Consider the following 21,031-nt stretch of genomic DNA (forward strand, 5'->3'; position numbering starts at 1 on the left):
ACGACCAATCTTTCGAATCGGTGACGATCGACGCCATCACGCCGGAATTTTCAAATTGACGCCAAAAAGGGCCGTTTAACGTCACTTCGAAACGTTATGCACCGAAATATACTGCGCCCGCATCCACCCTCGTGCCAAAGAGAGGATGCCTTTCCGCCCCGGTCACGGTCCCCCTGTGACCGGGGATTTTTTTGGGCGGCAAGCCGCGCCGCCCGGCGGGCCATATGCGCGTGCCGCCCCAATCGCGCATTGTTGACATGAAATCAAGATAATTTCGCCCGAGCACGGCTTTTTCCGCAAAAGTAACGCAGGCACACTTCACCCTGTCCACAACGGCCCGGTGCCGTTGCCCCATGCTTACCGGAGCGCATCGCGTGAACACCACGACTTCTTCCCCTTCCCGCCCGGGCGGCAGCGCCGCGCTGCCGCTGCTGGCGCTCGCCGCCGGCGCGTTCGGCATCGGCACGACCGAGTTCTCGCCGATGGGCCTCTTGCCCGTGATCGCCGACGGCGTGCACGTGTCGATTCCGCAGGCCGGCATGCTGATCAGCGCGTATGCGATCGGCGTGATGGTCGGCGCGCCGCTGATGACGCTGCTGCTCGCGCGCTGGTCGCGCCGCTCGGCGCTGATCGCGCTGATGTCGATCTTCACGATCGGCAACCTGCTGTCGGCCGTCGCGCCCGACTACACGACGCTGCTGCTCGCGCGACTCGTCACGAGCCTGAACCACGGCGCGTTCTTCGGGCTCGGCTCGGTGGTCGCGGCCAGCCTCGTGCCGCGCGAAAGGCAGGCCAGCGCGGTCGCGACGATGTTCATGGGCCTCACCATCGCGAACGTCGGCGGCGTGCCGGCCGCGACCTGGCTCGGCCAGATGATCGGCTGGCGCATGTCGTTCGCGGCGACCGCCGTGCTCGGCCTGATCGCGATCGCCGGCCTGTTCGCCGCGCTGCCGAAGGGCGCAGCCGGCAGGATGCCGAACCTGCGTGCCGAACTGTCGGTGCTGACGCGCCCGGTCGTGCTCGGCGCGCTCGGGACCACGGTGCTCGGCGCCGGCGCAATGTTCACGCTGTACACGTATGTCGCCCCGACGCTCGAACACCTGACCGGCGCGACGCCCGGCTTCGTCACCGCGATGCTCGTGCTGATCGGCGTCGGCTTCTCGATCGGCAACATCGCCGGCGGCCGCCTCGCCGACCGCTCGCTCGACGGCACGCTGATCAGCTTCCTGGTGCTGCTGATCGTGACGATGGCCGCGTTCCCGCTGCTCGCGCGCACCCATGCCGGCGCCGCGGTCACGCTGCTGGTCTGGGGTGTCGCGACGTTCGCGGTGGTCCCGCCGCTGCAGATGCGCGTGATGCGTGCCGCACACGAAGCCCCGGGCCTCGCGTCGGCCGTCAACATCGGCGCGTTCAACCTCGGCAACGCAGTCGGCGCGGCAGCGGGCGGCGCAGCGATCTCGGCCGGCTTCGGCTACGCGGCGGTGCCGCTCGTCGGCGGGCTGATCGCGGCGGCGGGGCTCGCGCTCGTCGCGCTGCAGATGATCCAGCGCCGCCGCGCGCCGGTCGCGGCGAATTCGTAAGCGCCCGGTGATCCGCATGGTGCCGATACGCGGCACCGCGATTGAAAAATGCCCGCGCCGGGATTCCGGCGCGGGCATTTTCGTTGAAGGCCTGCGCATCGCGCGCCGCCGTTTCGACGTTTCGACGTTTCGACGTTTCGACGTTTCGACGTATCGACGTATCGACGTATCGACGTATCGACGTATCGACGTATCGACGTATCGACGTCTCAGCGCCTCAGCGCGCGCCGGCGAACCCGCCGAAGAACGCGCGCGCATTCGCGTCGAGGCTCTCGAGGTGATAGCCGCCTTCCTGCACGATCACCGTCGGCAAGCCGAGCGCACCGATCGCGCCGCCGAGCCGGCCGAACCCGTCGGTCGTGACGGCCACCTGCGATTGCGGGTCGTCCTTGTAGATGTCGAAGCCGAGCGCGAGCACGAGCGCGTCGGGCTGGAACCGCGCGAGCGCGCGCAGCGCGTCGTCGAGCCGCTCGAAGAACGCCGACTCGGGCGCGCCGTGCGGCATCGGCAGGTTCAGGTTGTAGCCGTCGCCGGCGCCCGCGCCCGTCTCGTCCTCGTAACCGGCGACGACCGGATAGAAATTGGTCGGGTCGCCATGGATCGATACGTACAGCACGTCGTCGCGGCCGTAGAAGATCTCCTGCACGCCCTGCCCGTGATGCATGTCGGTGTCGAGGATCGCGATCCGGCGATGGCGGCCGAGCAGCGCCTGCGCGGCGATCGCCGCATTGTTCAGGTAGCAGAAGCCGCCGGCCGCATCGCGGCGCGCGTGATGGCCGGGCGGCCGGCACAGTGCGTAAGCATCGTGCGCGCCGTCGTTCACGTCCGACGCGGCCGCGAGCGCGCTCTGCGCGGACCAGTACGCGGCGCGCCACGTGTTCGCGCCGACCGGGCAGCTGCCGTCGGCGAGATAGCGCGCGGCCTTCGCGAGCACGCCGCGCAGCGGGTTCGGGTCGCGCACGAAAACGTTCGACATCACTTCGTCGCCCCAGTCGTCGGGCATCCGCTTCCAGTCGCGGTGCGCTTCCTCGAGAAAACGCAGGTAGTTCATGTCGTGCACGGCCGCGATCGGCGCGGTGCCGCGGTCGGCCGGCTCGCGCACGTCGAAGTCGAGCGCATGCACCGCCGCGACCAGCCGCGCCGCGCGCTCGGGCACCTCCTGCGGCTCGCGCATCCTGCCGCGCGACAGGTAGGTGCGCGGATGGTGCAGCAACTGTTCGGGGTGGAAATAGGTTTTCATCGTGGGTCCTCGTCGATTCGCCGTGTCATGCGTCGTGCGCGGCCGCGGCCACGCGCGTCGCGACGCCCGCACGCGCGAGCACCGCGTTGAGCAGCACGTTCGTGCCGCGCGTCACGTCGTCGGGCAACGCGTCTTCGGCCTCGTTGTGCGACAGCCCGTCGACGCACGGGATGAACACCATCGCGGTCGGCACGCGGCGCGCGAGCAGGATCGCATCGTGACCGGCGCCGCTGACGATCCGCTCGTTCGTGTAGCCGAATGCGTCCGCCGCCTGCGCGACCAGTTCGACGCAGGTGCGGTCGAACGGCGTCGCCGGGCTGCGCCAGCAGGTGTCGATCGACACCTGAACGCCGCGCGCGGCGGCCACGCGCGCGCACGCGTCGCGCAGGTCGCGCTCCATCGCGTCGACCTGCGCATCGTCGTGATGGCGCAGGTCGACCGTGAACGTCACGTCGCCTGCGATCGTGTTGCGCGACGCGTTGCGGATGCCGACCTGCCCGATCGTCGCGAGCCCGCGCGGCGCGTAGCCCGCGACGATCCGTTCGAGTTCGAGTGCGATCTGCGCACTCGCGAAATACGCGTCCTTGCGATACGGCATCGGCGTCGTGCCCGCATGCGCGGCCACGCCCGTCACGCTCACGTCGAGCCAGCGGATCGCCTGCCCGCCCGTGACGACGCCGATCGTCGTGCCGTTCGCCTCGAGCACCGGGCCCTGTTCGATATGCGCTTCGAAATACGCGTCGAGCGCGCCGCCCGGCGCGCGCGTGCCGCGGTAGCCGCATGCGTCCAGCGCGGCGCCGAGCGTGACACCGTCGGCATCCTGCTTCGCGAGCGCGTCGTCGAGCGGCAGCGCACCCGTGAACACCGCCGAGCCGAGCATCGCCGGTGCGAAACGCGCGCCTTCCTCGTTGGTCCACGACACGATCTCGAGCGGCTTGTCGGTCGCGATGCCCGCATCGTTCAGCGTGCGCACGAGCTCCAGCGCGGCGAGCACGCCGTACACGCCGTCGAAGCGCCCGCCTTCGGGCTGCGTGTCGAGATGACTGCCGATCAGCACCGGCGCGGCCTGCGCATCGGTGCCGGCGCGCCGCGCGAACAGGTTGCCGACCGCATCGACGCTCACCGTCATTCCCGCGTCGCGGCACCACTGCGCGAACAGGTCGCGCCCGCGCCGATCGTCGTCGGTCAGCGCAAGGCGCCGCACACCGCCGCGCGGCGTCGCACCGATGCGCGCCATGTCGGCCAGGCTCCGCCACAGGCGGGCACCGTCGATTTCCAGCAGGTCTTTCATTTGCACTCCGATGAATTCGTTCGTTGAGTTTCAGCGCGAGCCGAGCGCTTCGGCGGCGGCCGGCCGGGCCGCGCGGCGCGCGTCGAGCGCGACGATGCAAAGCAGCGAGACGCCGGCGAGCCCCGTGTAGAACACCGCGAGCGGCCACCACTGGCCCGCGAAGCGATGCGCGAGCCAGGTGCCGACGAGCGGCGTCAGGCCGCCCGCGAGCGCGCCGCAGATCTGATAAGCGAGCGAGATCGCCGAATAGCGCACGTGCGCGGGAAACACGCCGCTCACGAAGCCGGCGATCACCGAATAGAAACCGGCCATGCAGACGACCGCGAGCGCGATGCCCGCGACGAGCGACGCGGACGTGCCGCCCTGCACGAGCATGAACATCGGGTACGGCGACAGCATCGCGAGCAGCGCGGCGATCTTCAGGAAACGCGCGCCGCCGATGCGCTCGGCGATCCACGCAGCGATCGGCTGCGCGATGAACTGGATGATCGCGACCGCGAACAGGCTGTCGAGGATCAGCGAGCGCGACACGCCGACGTACTGCGTCGTGTACGCGATCATGAACGTGTTGGTGAAATAGACGCCCGCGATCCCGATCGTGTTCGCGCCGATGCAGAGCAGCACGAGCCCCGATGCGGAGCGGAACACTTCGGCGACCGGCAGCTTCACGGTACGGTTCGTCTCCTTCACGCGCGCGAACTCCGGCGACTCGTTCACGCCGAGCCGGATCAGGATGCCGACCACGAGCAGCACCGAGCTCGCGAGAAACGGCAGGCGCCAGCCCCACGCGAGGAAGTCGGCCTTGTCCATCGACGTGACCGCGCGGAACGCGACCAGCGACAGGATCAGCCCGGCCGGGCTGCCGAGCTGCGCGAACGACGCGAAGAAGGTGCGGCGGCCCTGCGGCGCGTGTTCGCCCGCCATCAGCACCGCGCCGCCCCACTCGCCGCCGACCGCGATCCCCTGCACGACGCGCAGCGCGACCAGCAGCACCGGCGCGAGCATGCCGACCTTCGAATAGTCGGGAAGCAGCCCGACGCAAACGGTCGCGACGCCCATCATCATCAGCGTCGTCATCAGCGCCTTCTTGCGGCCGATGCGATCGCCGAGGTGGCCGAACACGATGCCGCCGAGCGGGCGCGCGAAGAAGCCGACCGCGAACGTCGCGAACGACGCCATCGTGCTGACGAAGCGGTCATGCGACGGGAAATAGAGTTCCCCGAACACGAGCGCGGCGGCGGTCGCGTAGATGTAGAAGTCGTACCACTCGATCATCGTGCCGATGAACGCGGCCGTCGCGGCACGCGCCGGCTGGCGGGCGGAAGGAAGGGACTGGGTCATGCGGGCTCCTGGCGCGCGCCGCGGCACGCGCGATATCGTGATGGCCGGCCGTCTGTCGCGGCCTCGCGCCGCACGGTGCGGCGCCCCTCCTTTATCGGCGACCGCACATCATTAGTCAAATTTCAAGTTATTATTTCGCGTATAAATTCAGCTAATGACTGACCCGATGCGCGCCGACCTCGCCCCCTTCCTCAACGACCGCCTCGACTGGAACCTGCTGCGCACCTACCTGGTGATCATGCAGGAGCGCAGCGTAAGCCGCGCGGCCGCGCGCCTGCACGTGACGCAGCCGGCCGTGAGCCAGGCGCTGCGGCGGCTCGAGGAGGCCCTCGAGCGCAAGCTGATCGAGCGGCGCGGCGCGCACTTCGCGCCGACGCCGGCCGGCGAAGCCGTGTACCGGATCGCGAGCGACATCTACGGCGGCGTGTCGCGGCTCGAAACGGAGCTCGACGACAGCACGGCCGACCTCACCGGCTCGATCCGGCTGCTGACGGTGAGCCGCATCGAGTCGCCCGTCTACGACGAATTCCTCGCCGACTTCCATCGCGCGTATCCGCGCATCGACCTGCAGATCGAGGTGATGCGTTCGTCGGACATCCTGTCGTCGCTGCTGCAGAAGACAGCCACCGCCGGGCTCGGCCTGTGCCGCACGCCGCACGACAAGCTGGAGATGCGCTGCTTCCTGCGGCAGCGCTACGCGATCTACTGCGGCCGCCATCACCGGCTGTTCGGGCAGACCCAATTGCGGATGGACGACCTGCTCGCGGAAAACTTCGTGTCGTTTACGAGCGACCAGATCGGCGACAGCCTGTCGCCGCTCACCGTGTTCCGCGACCAGAAGGGCTTCACCGGACGCATCGTCGCGTCGTCGCCGAGCCTCGAGGAAGTGCGGCGGCTGATCTTCGCCGGTTACGGCATCGGTTGCCTGCCGGAGCACATCGTGCGCGACGACATCGCGCAGCAACGCCTGTGGCGCCTGCCGCCGGACGATGGGCTCGTCGACGTCGACGTGTTCCTGCTGTGGCATCGCGACCGCAAGATAAACGCGGCCGAGCAGGCGTTCCTCGACGCGATGGAGCGCTGCATGCAGCGTCATTCGCTCGCGGAACGGCTGGGGATGTAGGCGCGCGCATGTAGGTGCGCGCATGTAGGTGCGCGAACGCGCGCATCCGTGAAGGGAAACAGGCGCCGGCCCGCGCGGCCCGGCGCCCGATGCACCGTCAGAAGCGATGCACGATGCCGAGCTGCACGCCGCGCGCATTCGCGCCCGGATACGCGAGCGGCAGGCCCGGGTTCGCCGCGCCGGCGAGCGTGTAGCCGGCCTGGTTGCGGTTGCGCAGGTACGACAGCGCGCCATAGAAGCTCGTGCGCTTCGACAGGTCGTATTCGTACATCAGCCCGAACTGGTCCGCGTTGTCGCCCTGCGACGTCTGGTCATGCAGGTACGCATAGCCGAGCGCGACGTAGTTCGCCGGATTGAGCTGGTACTTGACCGACAGCCCGTACACGCGCGAATCGATCCCCAGGTCGGCCCACTTCACCGCGGAGAAGCCGCCGTACACGGTCGCCTTGCCGATTGCATACGACGCGCCGGCCATGATCGTGCGATCGGTCGTGGTCGCGGTCTTGTTCTTCAGCCACTGGCCCGCGACGAATGCCGCGAACGGCCCGTGCTCGTAGGTCACGTCGAACTGCTGGCTCGAGCCTGCCGAGCGCACGCCGCCCGCGTCGCCGAATCCGAAATACAGCCCGGCCTGGAAGCCGGCGATCTCGGGGCTCTGGTACGACAGCGTATTGCTGGTGCGGAACGCGAACACGGTCAGGTTGTCCATGCCGGACGCCTGCGTGACGCCGCCGAACGCGTCCTGCCCGCCCTGGTCGTTGAACAGCGGCGAATTCTGGCGGCCCGCGCGCACCTTGCCCCACTGCCCCGCGATGCCGACCCACGCCTGCCGGTTGAACATGCTGCCCGAGCTTGCCAGCGAACCGTCGTTCGGGTTGAAGCCGTTCTCGAGCGCGAACTCGATCTTCTGGCCGCCGCCGATGTCCTCGCCGCCCTTCAGCCCGAAGCGGCTGCCCCACTGGCCGCCCGAGCCGATCGCCGCCGTGTAGCCGTTGCCGGTATTCACGTACTGCGCGAATTCGTCGATCACGCCGTACAGCGTGACGCCGTCCTGCGCGAGCGCGGCGCCCGACCCACCCAGGCATGCGGCCGTAACGGCCATGCGAAGACCGGCATGCGCCGATCGCGCCCGGGAACGATTGTCTCGTGCGTTCATCTGCTTAGTCCTACTATTCAATGAAAAGAGAATGGAACGATGCCGGGCACGGTGGTCTGCCATGCCGGCATCGCGGATAACGAAGGTGAGGTACGACGCGGCTGCCGGTCGAGCCGGGCTCGCCGCGGCGGGCCGCTCAGGCCGGCTGCTGGCCGGCCCGGCGGACGACGCGATGCGTCAGTGATGAACCTCGCCGCGTTCGAGCGGCAGGATCAGGCGCTCGGGGATGCTGCGCCGCGACGCACGCGCGCCGACGTAGTACAGCACGGCCGGCACGATGAGGCCGAGGATCCACGAGATGTCGGTGCCGCCGAGCGCGTCGACGAGCGGGCCCGTGTAGATGTGCGTCGACATGAACGGCAGCTGCACCAGGATGCCGACCACGTAGATCGTGATCGCCATCACGTTCCAGCGGCCATAGCGGCCATCCGGATCGGACAGCGCGGGCACATCGTAGCGCGAGCGCGTGAAGCAGTAGTAGTCGACCAGGTTGATCGCGCTCCACGGCGTGAAGAACGCGAGCAGGAACAGGATGAACGCGGTGAATTCCTTCAGGAACGAATGGCGGCCGGCGAGCGCGATCAGCGTCGACACGCAGATCATCCCGAAGATGTACACGAGACGGCTCTTCGACGACACCGCGCCCTTGCCGCGGAAACCACTGACGATCGTCGCCATCGACATGAAGCTGCCGTACGCGTTGAGCGCGGTCACCGTCACCTTGCCGAACGCGATGCTGAAGTACAGCAGCGCGGCCACGGCGCCCGTCGAGCCGAGGCCGACGATATACGACACCTCGTGGTGCGCGAACTGGCTGCCGGCCAGCGCGGCCGCGAACACGCCGAACACCATCGCCGCCTGCGCGCCGATCACCGAGCCGAGGCCGACCGCGAGGAACGTGGCGACCGACGACGTCGAGCGCGGCAGGTAGCGCGAGTAGTCGGCGACGTACGGGCCGAACGCAATCTGCCACGACGCGGACAGCGACATCGACAGCAGGAAGCTCGCGAGCGAGAAGTGCCTGTTCGCGAGCAGCGCGCCGACGTCGTGGTTCGCGAACAGCTGCGTGAACATGTAGACGAACGCGACGATGCCGATCACGCTCGCGATCCGGCCGACGAAGTGGATCGCGCGATAGCCGAACACCGTCAGCACGACGATCACGGCCGCGAACAGCAGGATGCCGGCCGCGTCGTCGACGTGCAGCAGTTGCGCGACGGCCTGCCCGGCGAGCACCGAGCCGCTGGCGGAAAAACCGATGTACATCAGGCACACGAGCACGATCGGGATCATCGCGCCGTAGACGCCGAACTGCACGCGGCTCGAGATCATCTGCGGCAACCCGAGCTGCGGCCCCTGCGCGCCGTGCAGCGCCATCACCGCGCCGCCGATGAACTGGCCGAGCAGCAGCGCGACCAGCGACCAGAACACGTCGCCGCCGAGCACGACCGCCAGCGCGCCCGTGACGATGGCCGTGATCTGCATGTTCGCGGACAGCCACAGCGTGAACTGGCTCAGCAGTCCGCCGTGGCGTTCGGCGTCGGGAATGAAATCGATCGAGCGTACCTCGATCAGACCGCCGGCTTTTCCACTGGGATTCGTTGACACGGGTAAATCTCCAAGATACTGAGGATCACAAATGGTTGGGACGAGACGGAAAACGTGCCGAGCCGCCCTTTCGGCTCGTCGGGTGCGGGGCGCCGTGGATCGCCGGCATGCGCCACGCACGCACGGTCAGCACGCTGGCGCGCAACGGGCACGACGTGTGCCGACATTGCCAGCGGATGATCTTGTATATACAACTTGGCTGATATCGGTGATTACCCGGAATCCGGGAATTTTAGAAATCGTCTGAGAAAACGGGATACGTCCGACCTGCGCAGCAATCGGTTGTGCGTATGAAAAGCGTATGAAAAATGAAAGCTCAGGCGCCGGCGGGCGACACCTGATCGGGTGCGGCGACCATGTCGGCCGCAGGAAGGAGTGTCAGCATGCGCCGCACGGCCTCGACGTCGCGTGCATGCAGCCATTCGTCGTAGTCGTCGCGACGCAGGATCACGACACCCCGCTTCTCGTCGCCGGGCCGATGCATGCGCGCGAACACCGGATGATCGTCCGCATTGACCGTGAGCATCGTCATGCCGATCCGCTCGTGGCCGTCGGCCGCTTCGTAGCGCCGCCAGAGGCCGGCGACGCAGCACGGTTGCCAGCCGTCGACGCCGATCCGGTGCCACACGTTGCGGCCCGTCTCGTAGCACGGCTCGAAGATCCAGCGCGCCGGAATCAGGCAGCGCTGGCCATTGCGCCAGGCGTTGCCGTAGAGTCGCGACTCACCGACCGTCTCCGCGCGCGCGTTCACCGTATCGAGCTTCTTTCGCTTGCGGCCGTGCTCGTCGAGACGCTCGGGCTGCATGAACTTCGGCCAGAAACCGAACACCGCGCTGACGACCGCGAGACCGTCGCCGTCGGCACGCGCGATGGGCGCCGCATAATCCGGATACACGTCGGGTTCCCACGGATCGCGGCGAAACAGGTCGCCGATGCCGATCCTCAGCTCGCTGATGCCCGGGTCTTCATCGGGGGCGCGGTAGTGGGTGCACATGATTAGGCGGACGATGGACGCGATGTCTTCATCGTAGGTCAGCATGCACGCGATATGTCCGCTATTGCCTGGTGTGACGAAACAGTCTTGCAACGGGGTCGGCCTGCTTGACGGCGTCGTGCGCGAACCGCCGGCGCAGGCCGTCCGTTCGTTCAGCCGTGCCGCCGGCGGCACGTCGTCGCCGGTTCCGGTTCAGGCCAACCGTTCCGATCCGATCACCTGCACGCCCGGGCGCGCGTCGAGCGCGGCGTCGGCCTTGACCGATCGTCGGCAATCCGGATATTCGAAGCGCGAACTGTCATGTCGAATCCGGCGCGGGAGACACGAAGCCGACGCCCGCGATCGACACAAACAAGAAGCCCCGCCGCGGCGGGGCTTCCATCAGCCGCACGGGTCGGCACATGCTCACACGTGCAGCGCATGTCCCAGCGCGCGCAACGCCGCCTCCTGCATCGCTTCGCCGAGTGTCGGATGCGCGTGGATCGTGCCGCCGATGTCCTCGAGCCGCGCGCCCATCTCGAGCGATTGCGAAAACGCGGCGGCCAGTTCCGACACGCCGCGCCCCACCGCCTGCCAGCCGACGATCAGGTGCGTATCGCGCCGCGCGACGACGCGCACGAAACCGTCGGTCGCCTGCAGCGTCATCGCGCGGCCGTTCGCCGCGAACGGGAACGACGCGCTGATGCAGTCGACACCGGCCGCCTTCGCGTCGTCGGGCGCCCAGCCGGACGTGACGACCTCGGGATCGGTGAAGCACACGGCCGGGATCGAGGCCGGCGTGAACTTGCGGCGCCGTCCCGCGATCAGCTCGGCCACCATCTCGCCTTGCGCCATCGCGCGATGCGCGAGCATCGGCTCGCCGGCGACGTCGCCGATCGCCCATACGTTGCGCATCGACGTCCGGCATTCGTCATCGATGCGCAGCGCGCGACCGTTGCGATCGAGCGGCATCGATTCGAGCCCGAAGCCGTCGACGCGCGGCCGGCGGCCGACCGCGACCAGCACGCGATCGGCCGGCAGGGTTTTCTCCGCGCCGTCGGGCGCCTGCACGCGCACGGCGCCGTCGCTCGCGAGGCCCAGCACCTTGTGGCCCGTCCATAGCCCGACGCCGAGCCGCGCGAGCGAATCGGCGACCGGCCTCGCGAGTTCCGCGTCGTATGCGGGCAGCACGCGCTCGGCCGCCTCGACGATGCTGACGTCGACGCCGAGCTTGCGATAGACGAATCCGAGTTCGAGCCCGATGTAGCCGGCGCCGACGACGACCAGCCGCTTCGGCAACGATGCGGGCGACAGCGCCTCGGTCGACGAGACGACGTGCGCGCCGAACGGCATCGACGGCAGTTCGACCGGCTCCGAACCCGTCGCGAGCAACAGGTGCTCGCAGGCGATCCGCGTCGTGTGGTCGCCGGCGACGACGTCGACCGTCTTGCCGTCGACGACGCGCGCGTCGCCGTGCAGCACGCGCACGCCGTGCTTCTTCAGCAGCGCGCCGACGCCGCGCGTGAGCCGCTCGACGATGCCGTCCTTCCATGCGACGCTTTTCGCGATGTCGATCTCCGGCGCGCGCACGCGAATCCCGAGCATCCCCTCGCCGGCCTGCCCGCGCGCCTGCTCGAACGCGTCGGCGACGTGGATCAGCGCCTTCGACGGAATGCAGCCGATGTTCAGGCACGTGCCGCCGAGCCGGTCGCGCTCGACGAGCACCGTCGGAATGCCGAGCTGCCCCGCGCGAATCGCGGCGACGTAACCGCCCGGCCCGCCGCCGATCACGAGCAGCGTGGTGTGTTCGTTCTTCATCGGGCTCACTCCACGAACAGCAGCGCCGGGCGCTCGAGCACCTCGCGCACGGCCTGGATGAATTCGGCCGCGTCCGCGCCGTCGACGACGCGATGGTCGAACGACGACGACAGGTTCATCATCTTGCGCGCGACGATCGCGCCGTCGCGGATCATCGGCCGCTCGACGATCCGGTTCACGCCGACGATGCCGACCTCGGGATGGTTGATGACCGGCGTCGACACGATGCCGCCGAGCGCGCCGAGGCTCGAGATCGTGATCGTCGAGCCGGTCAGCTCGTCGCGCTGCGCGCGGTTCGCGCGCACCGCGTCGGCGAGCCGCGCGATTTCCGCCGAGATCGACCATACGTCGCGCGCCTCCGCATGACGCAGCACCGGCACCGTGAGGCCGCCGTCCGTCTGCGTCGCGACGCCCATGTGCACCGCGCCGTATTGCGTGACGACACCGGCTTCGTCGTCGTAGCGCGCGTTGATCTGCGGGAAGTCGCGCAGCGCGATCACCATCGCGCGGATCAGCAGCGGCAGCGGCGTGAGCCGGCCGCGCGTGTCGCCGTGGCGCCGGTTCAGCTCGGCGCGCAGCGCTTCGAGCTCGGTGACGTCGATCTCCTCGACGTAGCTGAAGTGCGGAATGCGGCGCTTCGCTTCCTGCATCTTGCGCGCGATCGCGCGCCGCAGGCCGATCACCGGCACCTCGGTTGCGTCGTTGCGCTCGGCGTAGCCGCGCGCTTGCGATCCGCGCGCGGCGCCGCCGCCCGTGCGCGCATACGCGTCGAGGTCCGCGTGCAGGATCCGCCCGGCCTCGCCGGTGCCGCGCACGTAGCGCAGCTCGATGCCCATGTCCCACGCGCGCTGGCGCACCGCCGGCGACGCGAGCGGCCGTTCGCCCGGCGCGAGCGCCGCGCGCGGCGCCGCCGCATGTTCCGCGCGGCGCGGCTCGGCCGGCGCGCGGGACGCGGCGTGCGTCGCCGCCTTCGACGACGCATGTGTTTCGGATCCCTCAGCGATGGAAGACGACTCGGCAGGCACGTCGACCGCCGCCGCTCGCCGCATCGCATCCGGGCCTGCATCGTGTGCTTTCGCGCCCGATTTCAGGTTGCCGTCGCCTTCGACTTCGAGACGAATCAGCTCGCTGCCGACCGCCATCATCTCGCCGATCCGGCCGCCGAGCTCCAGCACCTTGCCCGCCACCGGCGACGGAATCTCCACCGCCGCCTTGTCGGTCATCACATCGGCGAGCGGCTGGTCTTCGGCGATCGTCTGCCCCGGTTGAACGTGCCAGGCCACCAGCTCGACCTCGGCGATTCCTTCGCCGATATCCGGCATCTTGATGACATGAATCCCCATCTCAAGCCTCCATCACGCGTCGCAACGCTTCGCCGACCCGGGCCGGCCCGGGGAAATACGCCCATTCCTGCGCGTGCGGATACGGCGTGTCCCAGCCCGTCGTCCGCTCGACCGGTGCCTCCAGATGGTAGAAGCAGTGTTCCTGGACGAGCGACACCAGCTCCGCGCCGTAGCCGCAGGTGCGCGTCGCCTCGTGCACCACCACGCAGCGGCCGGTCTTGCGCACCGACGCGACGATCGTGTCGAGATCGACCGGCCACAGCGTGCGCAGGTCGATCACTTCCGCATCGATGCCGGTCTCCTCGGCGGCCGCCAGCGACACGTGGACGGTCGTGCCGTACGTCAGCACCGTCACGTCGTTGCCGGGCCGCACGACGGCGGCCGTGTCGAGCGGCACCGTGTAATAGCCGTCCGGCACCTCACTGCCCGGATGCTTGAGCCACGACGTGACCGGACGCTCGTGATGGCCGTCGAACGGCCCGTTGTACAGGCGTTTCGGCTCGAGGAAGATCACCGGGTCGTCGTTCTCGATCGACGCGATCAGCAGTCCTTTCGCGTCGTACGGATTCGACGGCATCACCGTGCGCAGTCCGCAGACTTGCGTGAACATCGCCTCCGGGCTCTGGCTGTGCGTCTGGCCGCCGTAGATGCCGCCGCCGCACGGCATCCGGATCGTCATCGGCGCGGTGAACTGGCCCGCCGAGCGATAGCGCAGCCGCGCGCCTTCCGACACGATCTGGTCGGACGCCGGGTAGAAGTAGTCGGCGAACTGGATCTCGCAGACCGGCCGCAAGCCATACGCGCCCATCCCGACCGCAGCGCCCACTATCCCGCCTTCCGAGATCGGCGCGTCGAACACGCGCGACTTGCCGTACTTGGCCTGCAGCCCCTCGGTGCAGCGGAACACGCCGCCGAAGTAGCCGACGTCCTGCCCGAACACGACCACGTCGTCGTCGCGGCCGAGCATCACGTCCATCGCGGAGCGCAGCGCCTGGATCATCGTCATCGGCTGGGCCGACGCCGTCGTTGTTTCATGTTGCGCCATGATCACGCTCCCAGTTCCTGGCGCTGACGGCGCAGATGCGCGGGCAGCTCCTTGTACACGTCGTCGAACATCGAGGCCGGCGACGGAATCCGATCGTCGGCCAGCGTCCCGAACTTCTCCGCTTCCTTCTGCGCGGCGATCACCTCGGCTTCCAGTTCGGCCGTGAGCGCGTCGTGCGCGCTGTCCGACCAGATGCCCTTCGCGATCAGGTGCTGCTTGAAGCGGGCGATCGGATCGCCGAGCGGGAAATGGGCCCAGTCGTCGGCCGGCCGGTATTTCGTCGGATCGTCCGACGTCGAATGCGCGCCGGCGCGATAGGTGACCCACTCGATCAAGGTCGGGCCGAGATTGCGGCGCGCGCGTTCGGCGGCCCAGGTCGACGCCGCGTAGATCGCGAGGAAGTCGTTGCCGTCGACGCGCAGCGAAGCGATGCCGCAGCCGACGCCGCGCCCGGCGAACGTCGTCCCCTCGCCGCCCGCGATCGCCTGGAACGTCGAGATCGCCCACTGGTTGTTGACGACGTTCAGCACGACCGGCGCGCGATACACGTGCGCGAACGTCAGCGCGGTGTGGAAGTCGGCTTCCGCGGTCGCGCCGTCGCCGATCCAGGCGGACGCGATCTTCGTGTCGCCCTTGATCGCCGACGCCATCGCCCAGCCGACCGCCTGGATGAACTGCGTCGCGAGATTGCCGGAGATCGAGAAGAAGCCGGCTTCGCGGTCCGAGTACATCACCGGAAGCTGGCGCCCCTTCAGCGGGTCGCCTTCGTTCGACATCAGCTGGCAGATCATCCGTTCGAGCGGCACGTCGCGCGCGATCAGGATGCTTTGCTGGCGGTAGGTCGGGAAGCACATGTCGCCGTGACGCAGCGCCATCGCATGCGCGGCGCCGATCGCCTCTTCGCCGAGGCTCAACATGTAGAAGGAGATTTTCTTCTGACGCTGCGCGATCATCATGCGCGCGTCGAAGATGCGGGTCTTCAGCATCGCGCGCATCCCGGCGATCAGGCGCGCATCGTCGAGATCCGGCGCCCACGGGCCGAGGGCTTCGCCGTGATCGTCGAGCACGCGCACCAGGCTGCGGGCGAGATGGGCGGTGTCCGCCGGCGCTACGTCGATCGGCGGGCGGCGAACCGCGCCGGCCGGCGATAGATGCAGATAGGAAAAATCCGTCTTGCAGCCCGGGCGCCCGGTGGGCTCCGGCACATGCAGACGCAATGGCTCTGACAGGCTCATCGTGTCGTCTCCACGCTCGATTGTGTCTCACGCTGATAAAGACGCGCGGCCGGTTGCCGGCTCACGCGCAGGCTGGCGCGCGGATAAGCACGCCAACCTTGGAAATCTATGCCTTGCGGGGCCGGACGTCGATGACCAAGCCGCTCGTTCGGGGTGAGCAGATTTGCCATGGCGGCGACAATGGGTGAGCGGCGTTGCCGGTGGGTTTGAAGGACGGTTGCGTGTGCTGCGATGCGTCAACGCGTCGGCGAGCGCGGAATCGATACGCGTCTGTCACGCGTCTCGGAGGGTACGAAGCGAAAGACCCCGCGAAATCCTGGATTTCGGCGGGGTCTTTGTCTTTGTCGGTGCGCGTCCGCGTGCTTCAGCGCTCACGCGCTGGATCGTTCCGGCGCGCGATGGACGCGATGGACGCGATGGGCGCGAAGGCGCGATGCGTCGATGATGCAATGCATCACGCGTCGGGGCGCGCGATGTCGAAGCGGCTGTCGGGCGTCACGTGCACGTAGGCGGACGGGCCGCCCGCGCGCAGAATGATGCCCGCGCCGAACGTGTCGAAGAGGCCGTCCTTCAGCAGGTCGTGACGGATATGCACGGCGACGACCTCGCCCAGCACCAGCGTGGCCGGCGTCTCGACGCCGCGGTGATCGCGCAGCCGGATCACGTCGGTCACCTTGCATTCGAAATTGACGCCGCTTTCCGCCACGCGCGGCACGCCGACGAGGCGCGACGGAATCGCGGTCAGGCCGCCGAGCTCGAATTCGTCGACGTCGTACGGCACGGCGGCACAGGTCTGGTTCATCCGGTCGGCAAGGTCGCGCGTCGCGAGGTTCCAGACGAACTCGCCGGTTTCCTGCACGTTGCGCAGGCTGTCCTTCGCGGCGGTGCTCGAAAAGCCGATGATCGGCGGACGATAGTTGAATGCGTTGAAGAAGCTGTACGGCGCGAGGTTGAGCGTGCCGTCGTTGCCGCGGGAGGAAATCCAGCCGATCGGGCGCGGGCCCACGATCGCGTTCAACGGATCGTGCGGCAGCCCGTGGCCTTGCGACGGTTCGTAATAGTGGTAGTTCGAATCGGTCATGGCGGGTGGTCTTGCGGGAGGGAAACTGCGTTGAAGTCCGTCGGCGGGGCGCGTATGCCGATGGCGGCAAACGTGTCCGGCGCGACGCGCGTGCCAGTATCACATGGCGCCGGTTTCGGTGTCGGCTTCGCCGCAGTGAGGCGCCCCGCTATCGGGTCCCGCCGCGACGATCCGTTCGATGGGCCCCGGGATCGCTCGCGCAACCATGCAGTCTCCGCGAACGGCACGGGCGTCAGAAATGATGCAGCAGCGCGACACGCGCGACGTATTGATTCGGACCCGACGAGATATCGGCGGCGCCCGGAACGTACGCGTAGTCGAAGTCGGTTCCAGTGTGCGCGTTCAGCGCATGCTGATAGACACCTTCGACGAATACCGACGTGCGTTTCGACAAGTCGTAGTTCAGCTTCGCGCTCAGTTGATGCCACTTCGGATTGAACGAGCCGATCGTCGACGCCACGCGGGCCTGGGTGTACGTGTATGCCGCGCCGACGTAGAACGCTGTCGTGAAGTGATAGAGGCCGTTCACCTCGAAGTTGTCGAATTTCCACGACTGCCACGCACCGCCCGCCGGCTGCGTCGTACCGGTGAAATACGCGTTCGAAGTCGGATCGTAAACGTCGACGTGCGAATACGTGAATCCCACGAGCGCATTCGAGAACGCGTAATTCACGCCGATGCCGATGTTCTGCTGCGACGACGCATCGAACGTGTTGTCGCCGGTGATCGCCCCGGTCGAATCGGCATTGCGTGCGTTGTTGATCTTCAGATACGACGCGCCGACCGTCAGCCCGCCCTGCTGGTATTGCAGCGCGGCGCCATAGAGACGGTTGTTCGCGAAGCCGCCCGCCTGATTGCTGAATCCATACATCGCCTCCGCGGTAACACCGTGCCACGCGGGCGACACGTACTTGACCGCGTTGTTCACGCGGAACGAGTAGTCGGTGTTGTCGTTGTCGTACGGATGCGAGAACAGGTAGCCGGTCCAGTTGCCGTTTGCGGTGAGCGGCGAGAAGACGTCGACGCTCGGATCGTACTGGCGACCGAACGTCAGGGTGCCGTAACGATCCGACGCGATGCCGACGAAAGCCTGACGGCCGAATTCCCGGCCGCCCTGGCTCATTTTCCCGTTGTTGACGTCGAAGCCGCTCTCGAGCGTGAAAATCGCCTGGTAGCCTGCGCCGAGGTCTTCGGTGCCCTTGATACCCCAGCGGCTGCCGTAGTCGTAGCCGCTTTGCAATTGCACGGTTCCGTGGCCGCGCGCGTTGCTCGTGTAGTTGATGCCGTCCTCGATCTTGCCGTACAGCGTCACGCTGCTTTGTGCATGCGCCGCGGCAGCAAGCAACGCGGCGGGTACGATGATCCCCCAACGCATGTTCATGACGATTTACCCCCAGGTCTTTCGTTTGCTGGTCGCAACGGTTGCGTGCTGCGAAGGTGCGTCGCGTCGATGTTTCCCGGCGATGCGACGGGCGCAGTGTAATGAGCCGTTTTTCTGCTGTTAGCGGCCTGCAGCGGAAAGGTGCTCTCCAGAACGCTGGCTGTTTTTCGGCGCGGAAAGCGGATAGCCGGGTGTTGAAGCGCGCTTCATTCGGGCGACGAGCGGACGCCTGAAGCAAATCGCGGGGAATCGATATTTCAATCGCCGGTACGTTTGCGTTTGGCCGGCGCGGGGGATCTACGGGAACCGGCCGCCGCCATCGAAGCGAAGCACGACCTGAAAAACAAAAAACCCGCGAGCGGCTGGTTTCTCGCGGGTTTTCGGAACTTCATGGAATCGCACGGAAGCGATCTTGGTGCCGGGGACCGGACTCAACTATTCAATATAATCATTCATTTATCTTCGTCCGGTGCAAATTTGTAGCACACACAACCAGAGCGAACGCCAGTCCAGCAGCGGGAATCGAACCGGCATACACCGATGATGCATAGGTCTTTCCGCCTTATCTGACAAGGCCGCGATCAGAAAGCTACGCCAAAACCTACGTTCAATTCGTTTCAAGGGACCCGCCGCTGCCGACCCGTAGCCGCCGGTCGAGCCGTCAGAGGTGCAGCGGCAGTAGTCATAGTCAAGCAGCCGCTCGGTGCGGCCGCTCGCAGACGAAACAATTGACATGCCGCATTTCCTGCGTTGCACGTGGCGCAATCACGGAAAAGGTCACATGACGATCTGACTACGCCTTCGCTGCAACGAGGTCACTTAGCATTTGAGCCAAGTGCCGCAGTTCGGGTGTCGGCTGATCGATTAAGTGTCGCGTCAGCATCAGTCCATGCTTTACCTTGTCATACTCAAGCCGGAACTCAGTAAATTCACCGAACATATCGTGAAGAATCTGAGCACCGTGCACGCGTTGCTGCCATGTAGCAGTGCCAAAGCCGGTCGAATCCTGAGTCGAGGCGAAGTATTTCTTCTGGCCACCATTCCGCTCCAACCATTCCCTCACTTCGTCGGTTGCAATTGGTTTCGCGCGAGCTGTATCTAGAGCACTAATGACCGAAGCGATGCTCAGGGGCTCCAGTAGATAGTTCTCGTACATTCGCAGCGGGAGCCACTGAACTAAGCCACCGCTTTTCCGATCGATATCCGCACGTTCTGCTTCCGAACGTCCCTCTCGGTCGAACATGAAGGCTACGGCCGGCGGAAGTAGTGACGGGCCGCCGGAAAGACGGGTATAGACTTCGTATACCCTGTTCGCCATTTTGGCGCTAAGCTCGTCTGTACTGATGACGCCAAGAATCTGGACCCCGTGCAGCCGTGAGTTGCCCAAGCGGCGGATAATTTCGGGAAAACAGGTCTCTTCCGTCTTGCCTTCCACCCACAGAATCCAATCTGAACCGAAGACATCCCCCAACCTCACGCCCAACTCTGTAAGTGATAAGCGCAGATCATCTTGGCTCTCAGGATCGATAGGTACAACTGTGCTACCCGACGCTTCTCGCCGAACCAGGAACATTCGATCTGATTCCGTAAGCGTCAGCACCACTGGCGAATGTGTTGTAACCACGTATTGGTGCTGTGAGTACTCGCGTAATATCTCCAATAGCTTACGCACGGCCCCAGGATGCAAAAAGCTCTGCGGTTCATCGATGATAATGACGTTTGGCAAATGAGACGTGACTACAACATACAACATCGCCAGTACTTGCCCTATGCCTGTACCACTCTCAGTCAACGGAACCGCCAAGTCAGCGCGTTCGGTATCGACAGGAACCGTCCAGACCAATATCTGCGCATTACCATTGCCAATAGCAGGGGCGGTGATTTGGGTAATGTGCGGAAATATTGTGCGAACGTGAGCCATCAGCCGTTCGTAGCGTGCCGGGTTACCCGAACTCAACTGATTAAGCACATCCGGGAGGTTGGCTGCATTTGGTTCAAGATGCTGCTTCGCGCTCATCCCAGATTGACCAACGTTCATACGCTCAGCTCGGAACGCGTATGTTCGGCCGCGGAGCGAGTTCGCAAAATGAAAGGCAAAATCTTGCGTATGACCGGCTTGTATTGATTGGAATGAAAGCTGTGTAGACGTGGGAAAACCTACATTTTGGTAAATGGCATACTGGTTGCTCTGAGGTAGACCAAGAGGGGCTAGGCGGCCGGACACGAGATTCTGATTTGCCCACGAGGCAAACAATGGCCCTGGGTCTTCTATAGCACCGTTAAAAGCCGCAGTGGTCACATCGTTGTTTCCATGTTGTTGTAGCGGTACCGCCCAGGACCGCTGTCGAGAAAGAAAAGCCTTTAACTCTTCAGGCAACACAGCGTAGGTGACGTCGGTCGTTGACAAATCGCTCGTCCACGCCTCTGCAGTGGGCGCAGTTGTTAAGCTCCGATGCGGCTTTGGTCCATACATCAAACTGAGTGCCTCCGCCAAGGCGCTCTTCCCCGCATCGTTACGCCCCACAAAGATGTTAAACCCAGGCGCGAGCGTTATCTCGCCCGTGTCAAAAAAACATTTGTAATTTTGCACGCGGAATGACGAAATACGCATGACGCTGAGACCTTATTTACTTTGAGGTGAAAGGGCTTCCGCGATAGCTAGTACCAGCATATGCTTGAATGCCTCGCAGTTGACTTAATCGTGATAGTTTAACTGACGTTTGATACGGGTTCACGGGTACCGCAACGCGCGCTGCGGCGACACGTCACTCGTCGGTCGGGTGCGACTGATCATCGTAATGGCGACATAGCCATCT

At 66.1% G+C, this 21,031-nt stretch carries 15 protein-coding genes; 2 read left to right on the forward strand and 13 right to left on the reverse strand.

Annotated elements, in window-relative coordinates; all coding sequences use genetic code 11:
- Positions 1 to 374 precede the first annotated feature (374 nt).
- On the forward strand, positions 375 to 1,580 hold the full coding sequence (locus U4Z64_RS35760) for an MFS transporter (RefSeq protein ID WP_321822490.1): 1,206 nt from the start codon (positions 375 to 377) through the stop codon (positions 1,578 to 1,580).
- Positions 1,581 to 1,797: 217 nt separating this feature from the next.
- Here U4Z64_RS35760 and U4Z64_RS35765 read toward each other — a convergent pair whose 3' ends face one another.
- From U4Z64_RS35765 to U4Z64_RS35775, 3 genes are read right to left on the reverse strand one after another with little or no spacing between them, the layout of a single operon-like run.
- Positions 1,798 to 2,820, reverse strand: coding sequence for a histone deacetylase family protein (locus U4Z64_RS35765; RefSeq protein WP_321822491.1), 1,023 nt, complete (start codon positions 2,818 to 2,820; stop codon positions 1,798 to 1,800).
- Between the two features lie 25 nt (positions 2,821 to 2,845).
- Positions 2,846 to 4,111 (reverse strand): Zn-dependent hydrolase, encoded by a 1,266-nt coding sequence (locus tag U4Z64_RS35770; RefSeq protein WP_321822492.1) that lies wholly within the window; start codon positions 4,109 to 4,111, stop codon positions 2,846 to 2,848.
- Positions 4,112 to 4,141: 30 nt separating this feature from the next.
- Positions 4,142 to 5,452, reverse strand: coding sequence for an MFS transporter (locus U4Z64_RS35775; RefSeq protein ID WP_124571799.1), 1,311 nt, complete (start codon positions 5,450 to 5,452; stop codon positions 4,142 to 4,144).
- Between the two features lie 166 nt (positions 5,453 to 5,618).
- Between U4Z64_RS35775 and U4Z64_RS35780 the strand changes: the two genes are divergently transcribed.
- On the forward strand, positions 5,619 to 6,575 hold the full coding sequence (locus U4Z64_RS35780; RefSeq protein ID WP_321822498.1) for a LysR family transcriptional regulator: 957 nt from the start codon (positions 5,619 to 5,621) through the stop codon (positions 6,573 to 6,575).
- A 97-nt stretch (positions 6,576 to 6,672) separates the two neighbouring features.
- Here the strand turns inward: U4Z64_RS35780 and U4Z64_RS35785 are convergent, their stop codons facing one another.
- The 10 genes from U4Z64_RS35785 to U4Z64_RS35830 form a co-directional block, all read right to left on the reverse strand.
- Positions 6,673 to 7,731, reverse strand: coding sequence for a porin (locus U4Z64_RS35785; protein WP_257775375.1), 1,059 nt, complete (start codon positions 7,729 to 7,731; stop codon positions 6,673 to 6,675).
- A gap of 177 nt (positions 7,732 to 7,908) precedes the next feature.
- Positions 7,909 to 9,339, reverse strand: a complete 1,431-nt coding sequence (locus tag U4Z64_RS35790; protein ID WP_044844935.1) for a purine-cytosine permease family protein — start codon at positions 9,337 to 9,339, stop codon at positions 7,909 to 7,911.
- Positions 9,340 to 9,655: 316 nt separating this feature from the next.
- On the reverse strand, positions 9,656 to 10,333 hold the full coding sequence (locus U4Z64_RS35795; protein WP_321822499.1) for an SOS response-associated peptidase family protein: 678 nt from the start codon (positions 10,331 to 10,333) through the stop codon (positions 9,656 to 9,658).
- A 405-nt stretch (positions 10,334 to 10,738) separates the two neighbouring features.
- Positions 10,739 to 12,130: a dihydrolipoyl dehydrogenase gene (lpdA, locus tag U4Z64_RS35800; RefSeq protein ID WP_321822493.1), complete on the reverse strand. Its 1,392-nt coding sequence runs from the start codon at positions 12,128 to 12,130 to the stop codon at positions 10,739 to 10,741.
- Between the two features lie 5 nt (positions 12,131 to 12,135).
- Complete coding sequence (locus tag U4Z64_RS35805; protein WP_321822494.1) at positions 12,136 to 13,473, reverse strand: dihydrolipoamide acetyltransferase family protein; 1,338 nt, start codon at positions 13,471 to 13,473, stop codon at positions 12,136 to 12,138.
- A gap of 1 nt (position 13,474) precedes the next feature.
- Positions 13,475 to 14,518, reverse strand: a complete 1,044-nt coding sequence (locus tag U4Z64_RS35810; RefSeq protein WP_044844941.1) for an alpha-ketoacid dehydrogenase subunit beta — start codon at positions 14,516 to 14,518, stop codon at positions 13,475 to 13,477.
- Between the two features lie 2 nt (positions 14,519 to 14,520).
- Entirely contained in the window at positions 14,521 to 15,753 is a 1,233-nt protein-coding gene (locus U4Z64_RS35815) for a 3-methyl-2-oxobutanoate dehydrogenase (2-methylpropanoyl-transferring) subunit alpha (RefSeq protein WP_044844942.1), read from the reverse strand.
- Positions 15,754 to 16,207: 454 nt separating this feature from the next.
- Complete coding sequence (locus tag U4Z64_RS35820; protein ID WP_124892384.1) at positions 16,208 to 16,834, reverse strand: flavin reductase family protein; 627 nt, start codon at positions 16,832 to 16,834, stop codon at positions 16,208 to 16,210.
- Positions 16,835 to 17,066: 232 nt separating this feature from the next.
- Entirely contained in the window at positions 17,067 to 18,215 is a 1,149-nt protein-coding gene (locus U4Z64_RS35825) for a porin (protein WP_321822495.1), read from the reverse strand.
- Positions 18,216 to 19,008: 793 nt separating this feature from the next.
- Positions 19,009 to 20,826 (reverse strand): AAA family ATPase, encoded by a 1,818-nt coding sequence (locus U4Z64_RS35830; protein ID WP_321822496.1) that lies wholly within the window; start codon positions 20,824 to 20,826, stop codon positions 19,009 to 19,011.
- Between the last annotated feature and the right edge of the window lie 205 nt (positions 20,827 to 21,031).

Origin of the sequence: Burkholderia sp. BCC1996, from assembly GCF_905339955.1 — a bacterium.
In the GTDB taxonomy this organism is placed as follows: Bacteria; Pseudomonadota; Gammaproteobacteria; order Burkholderiales; family Burkholderiaceae; genus Burkholderia.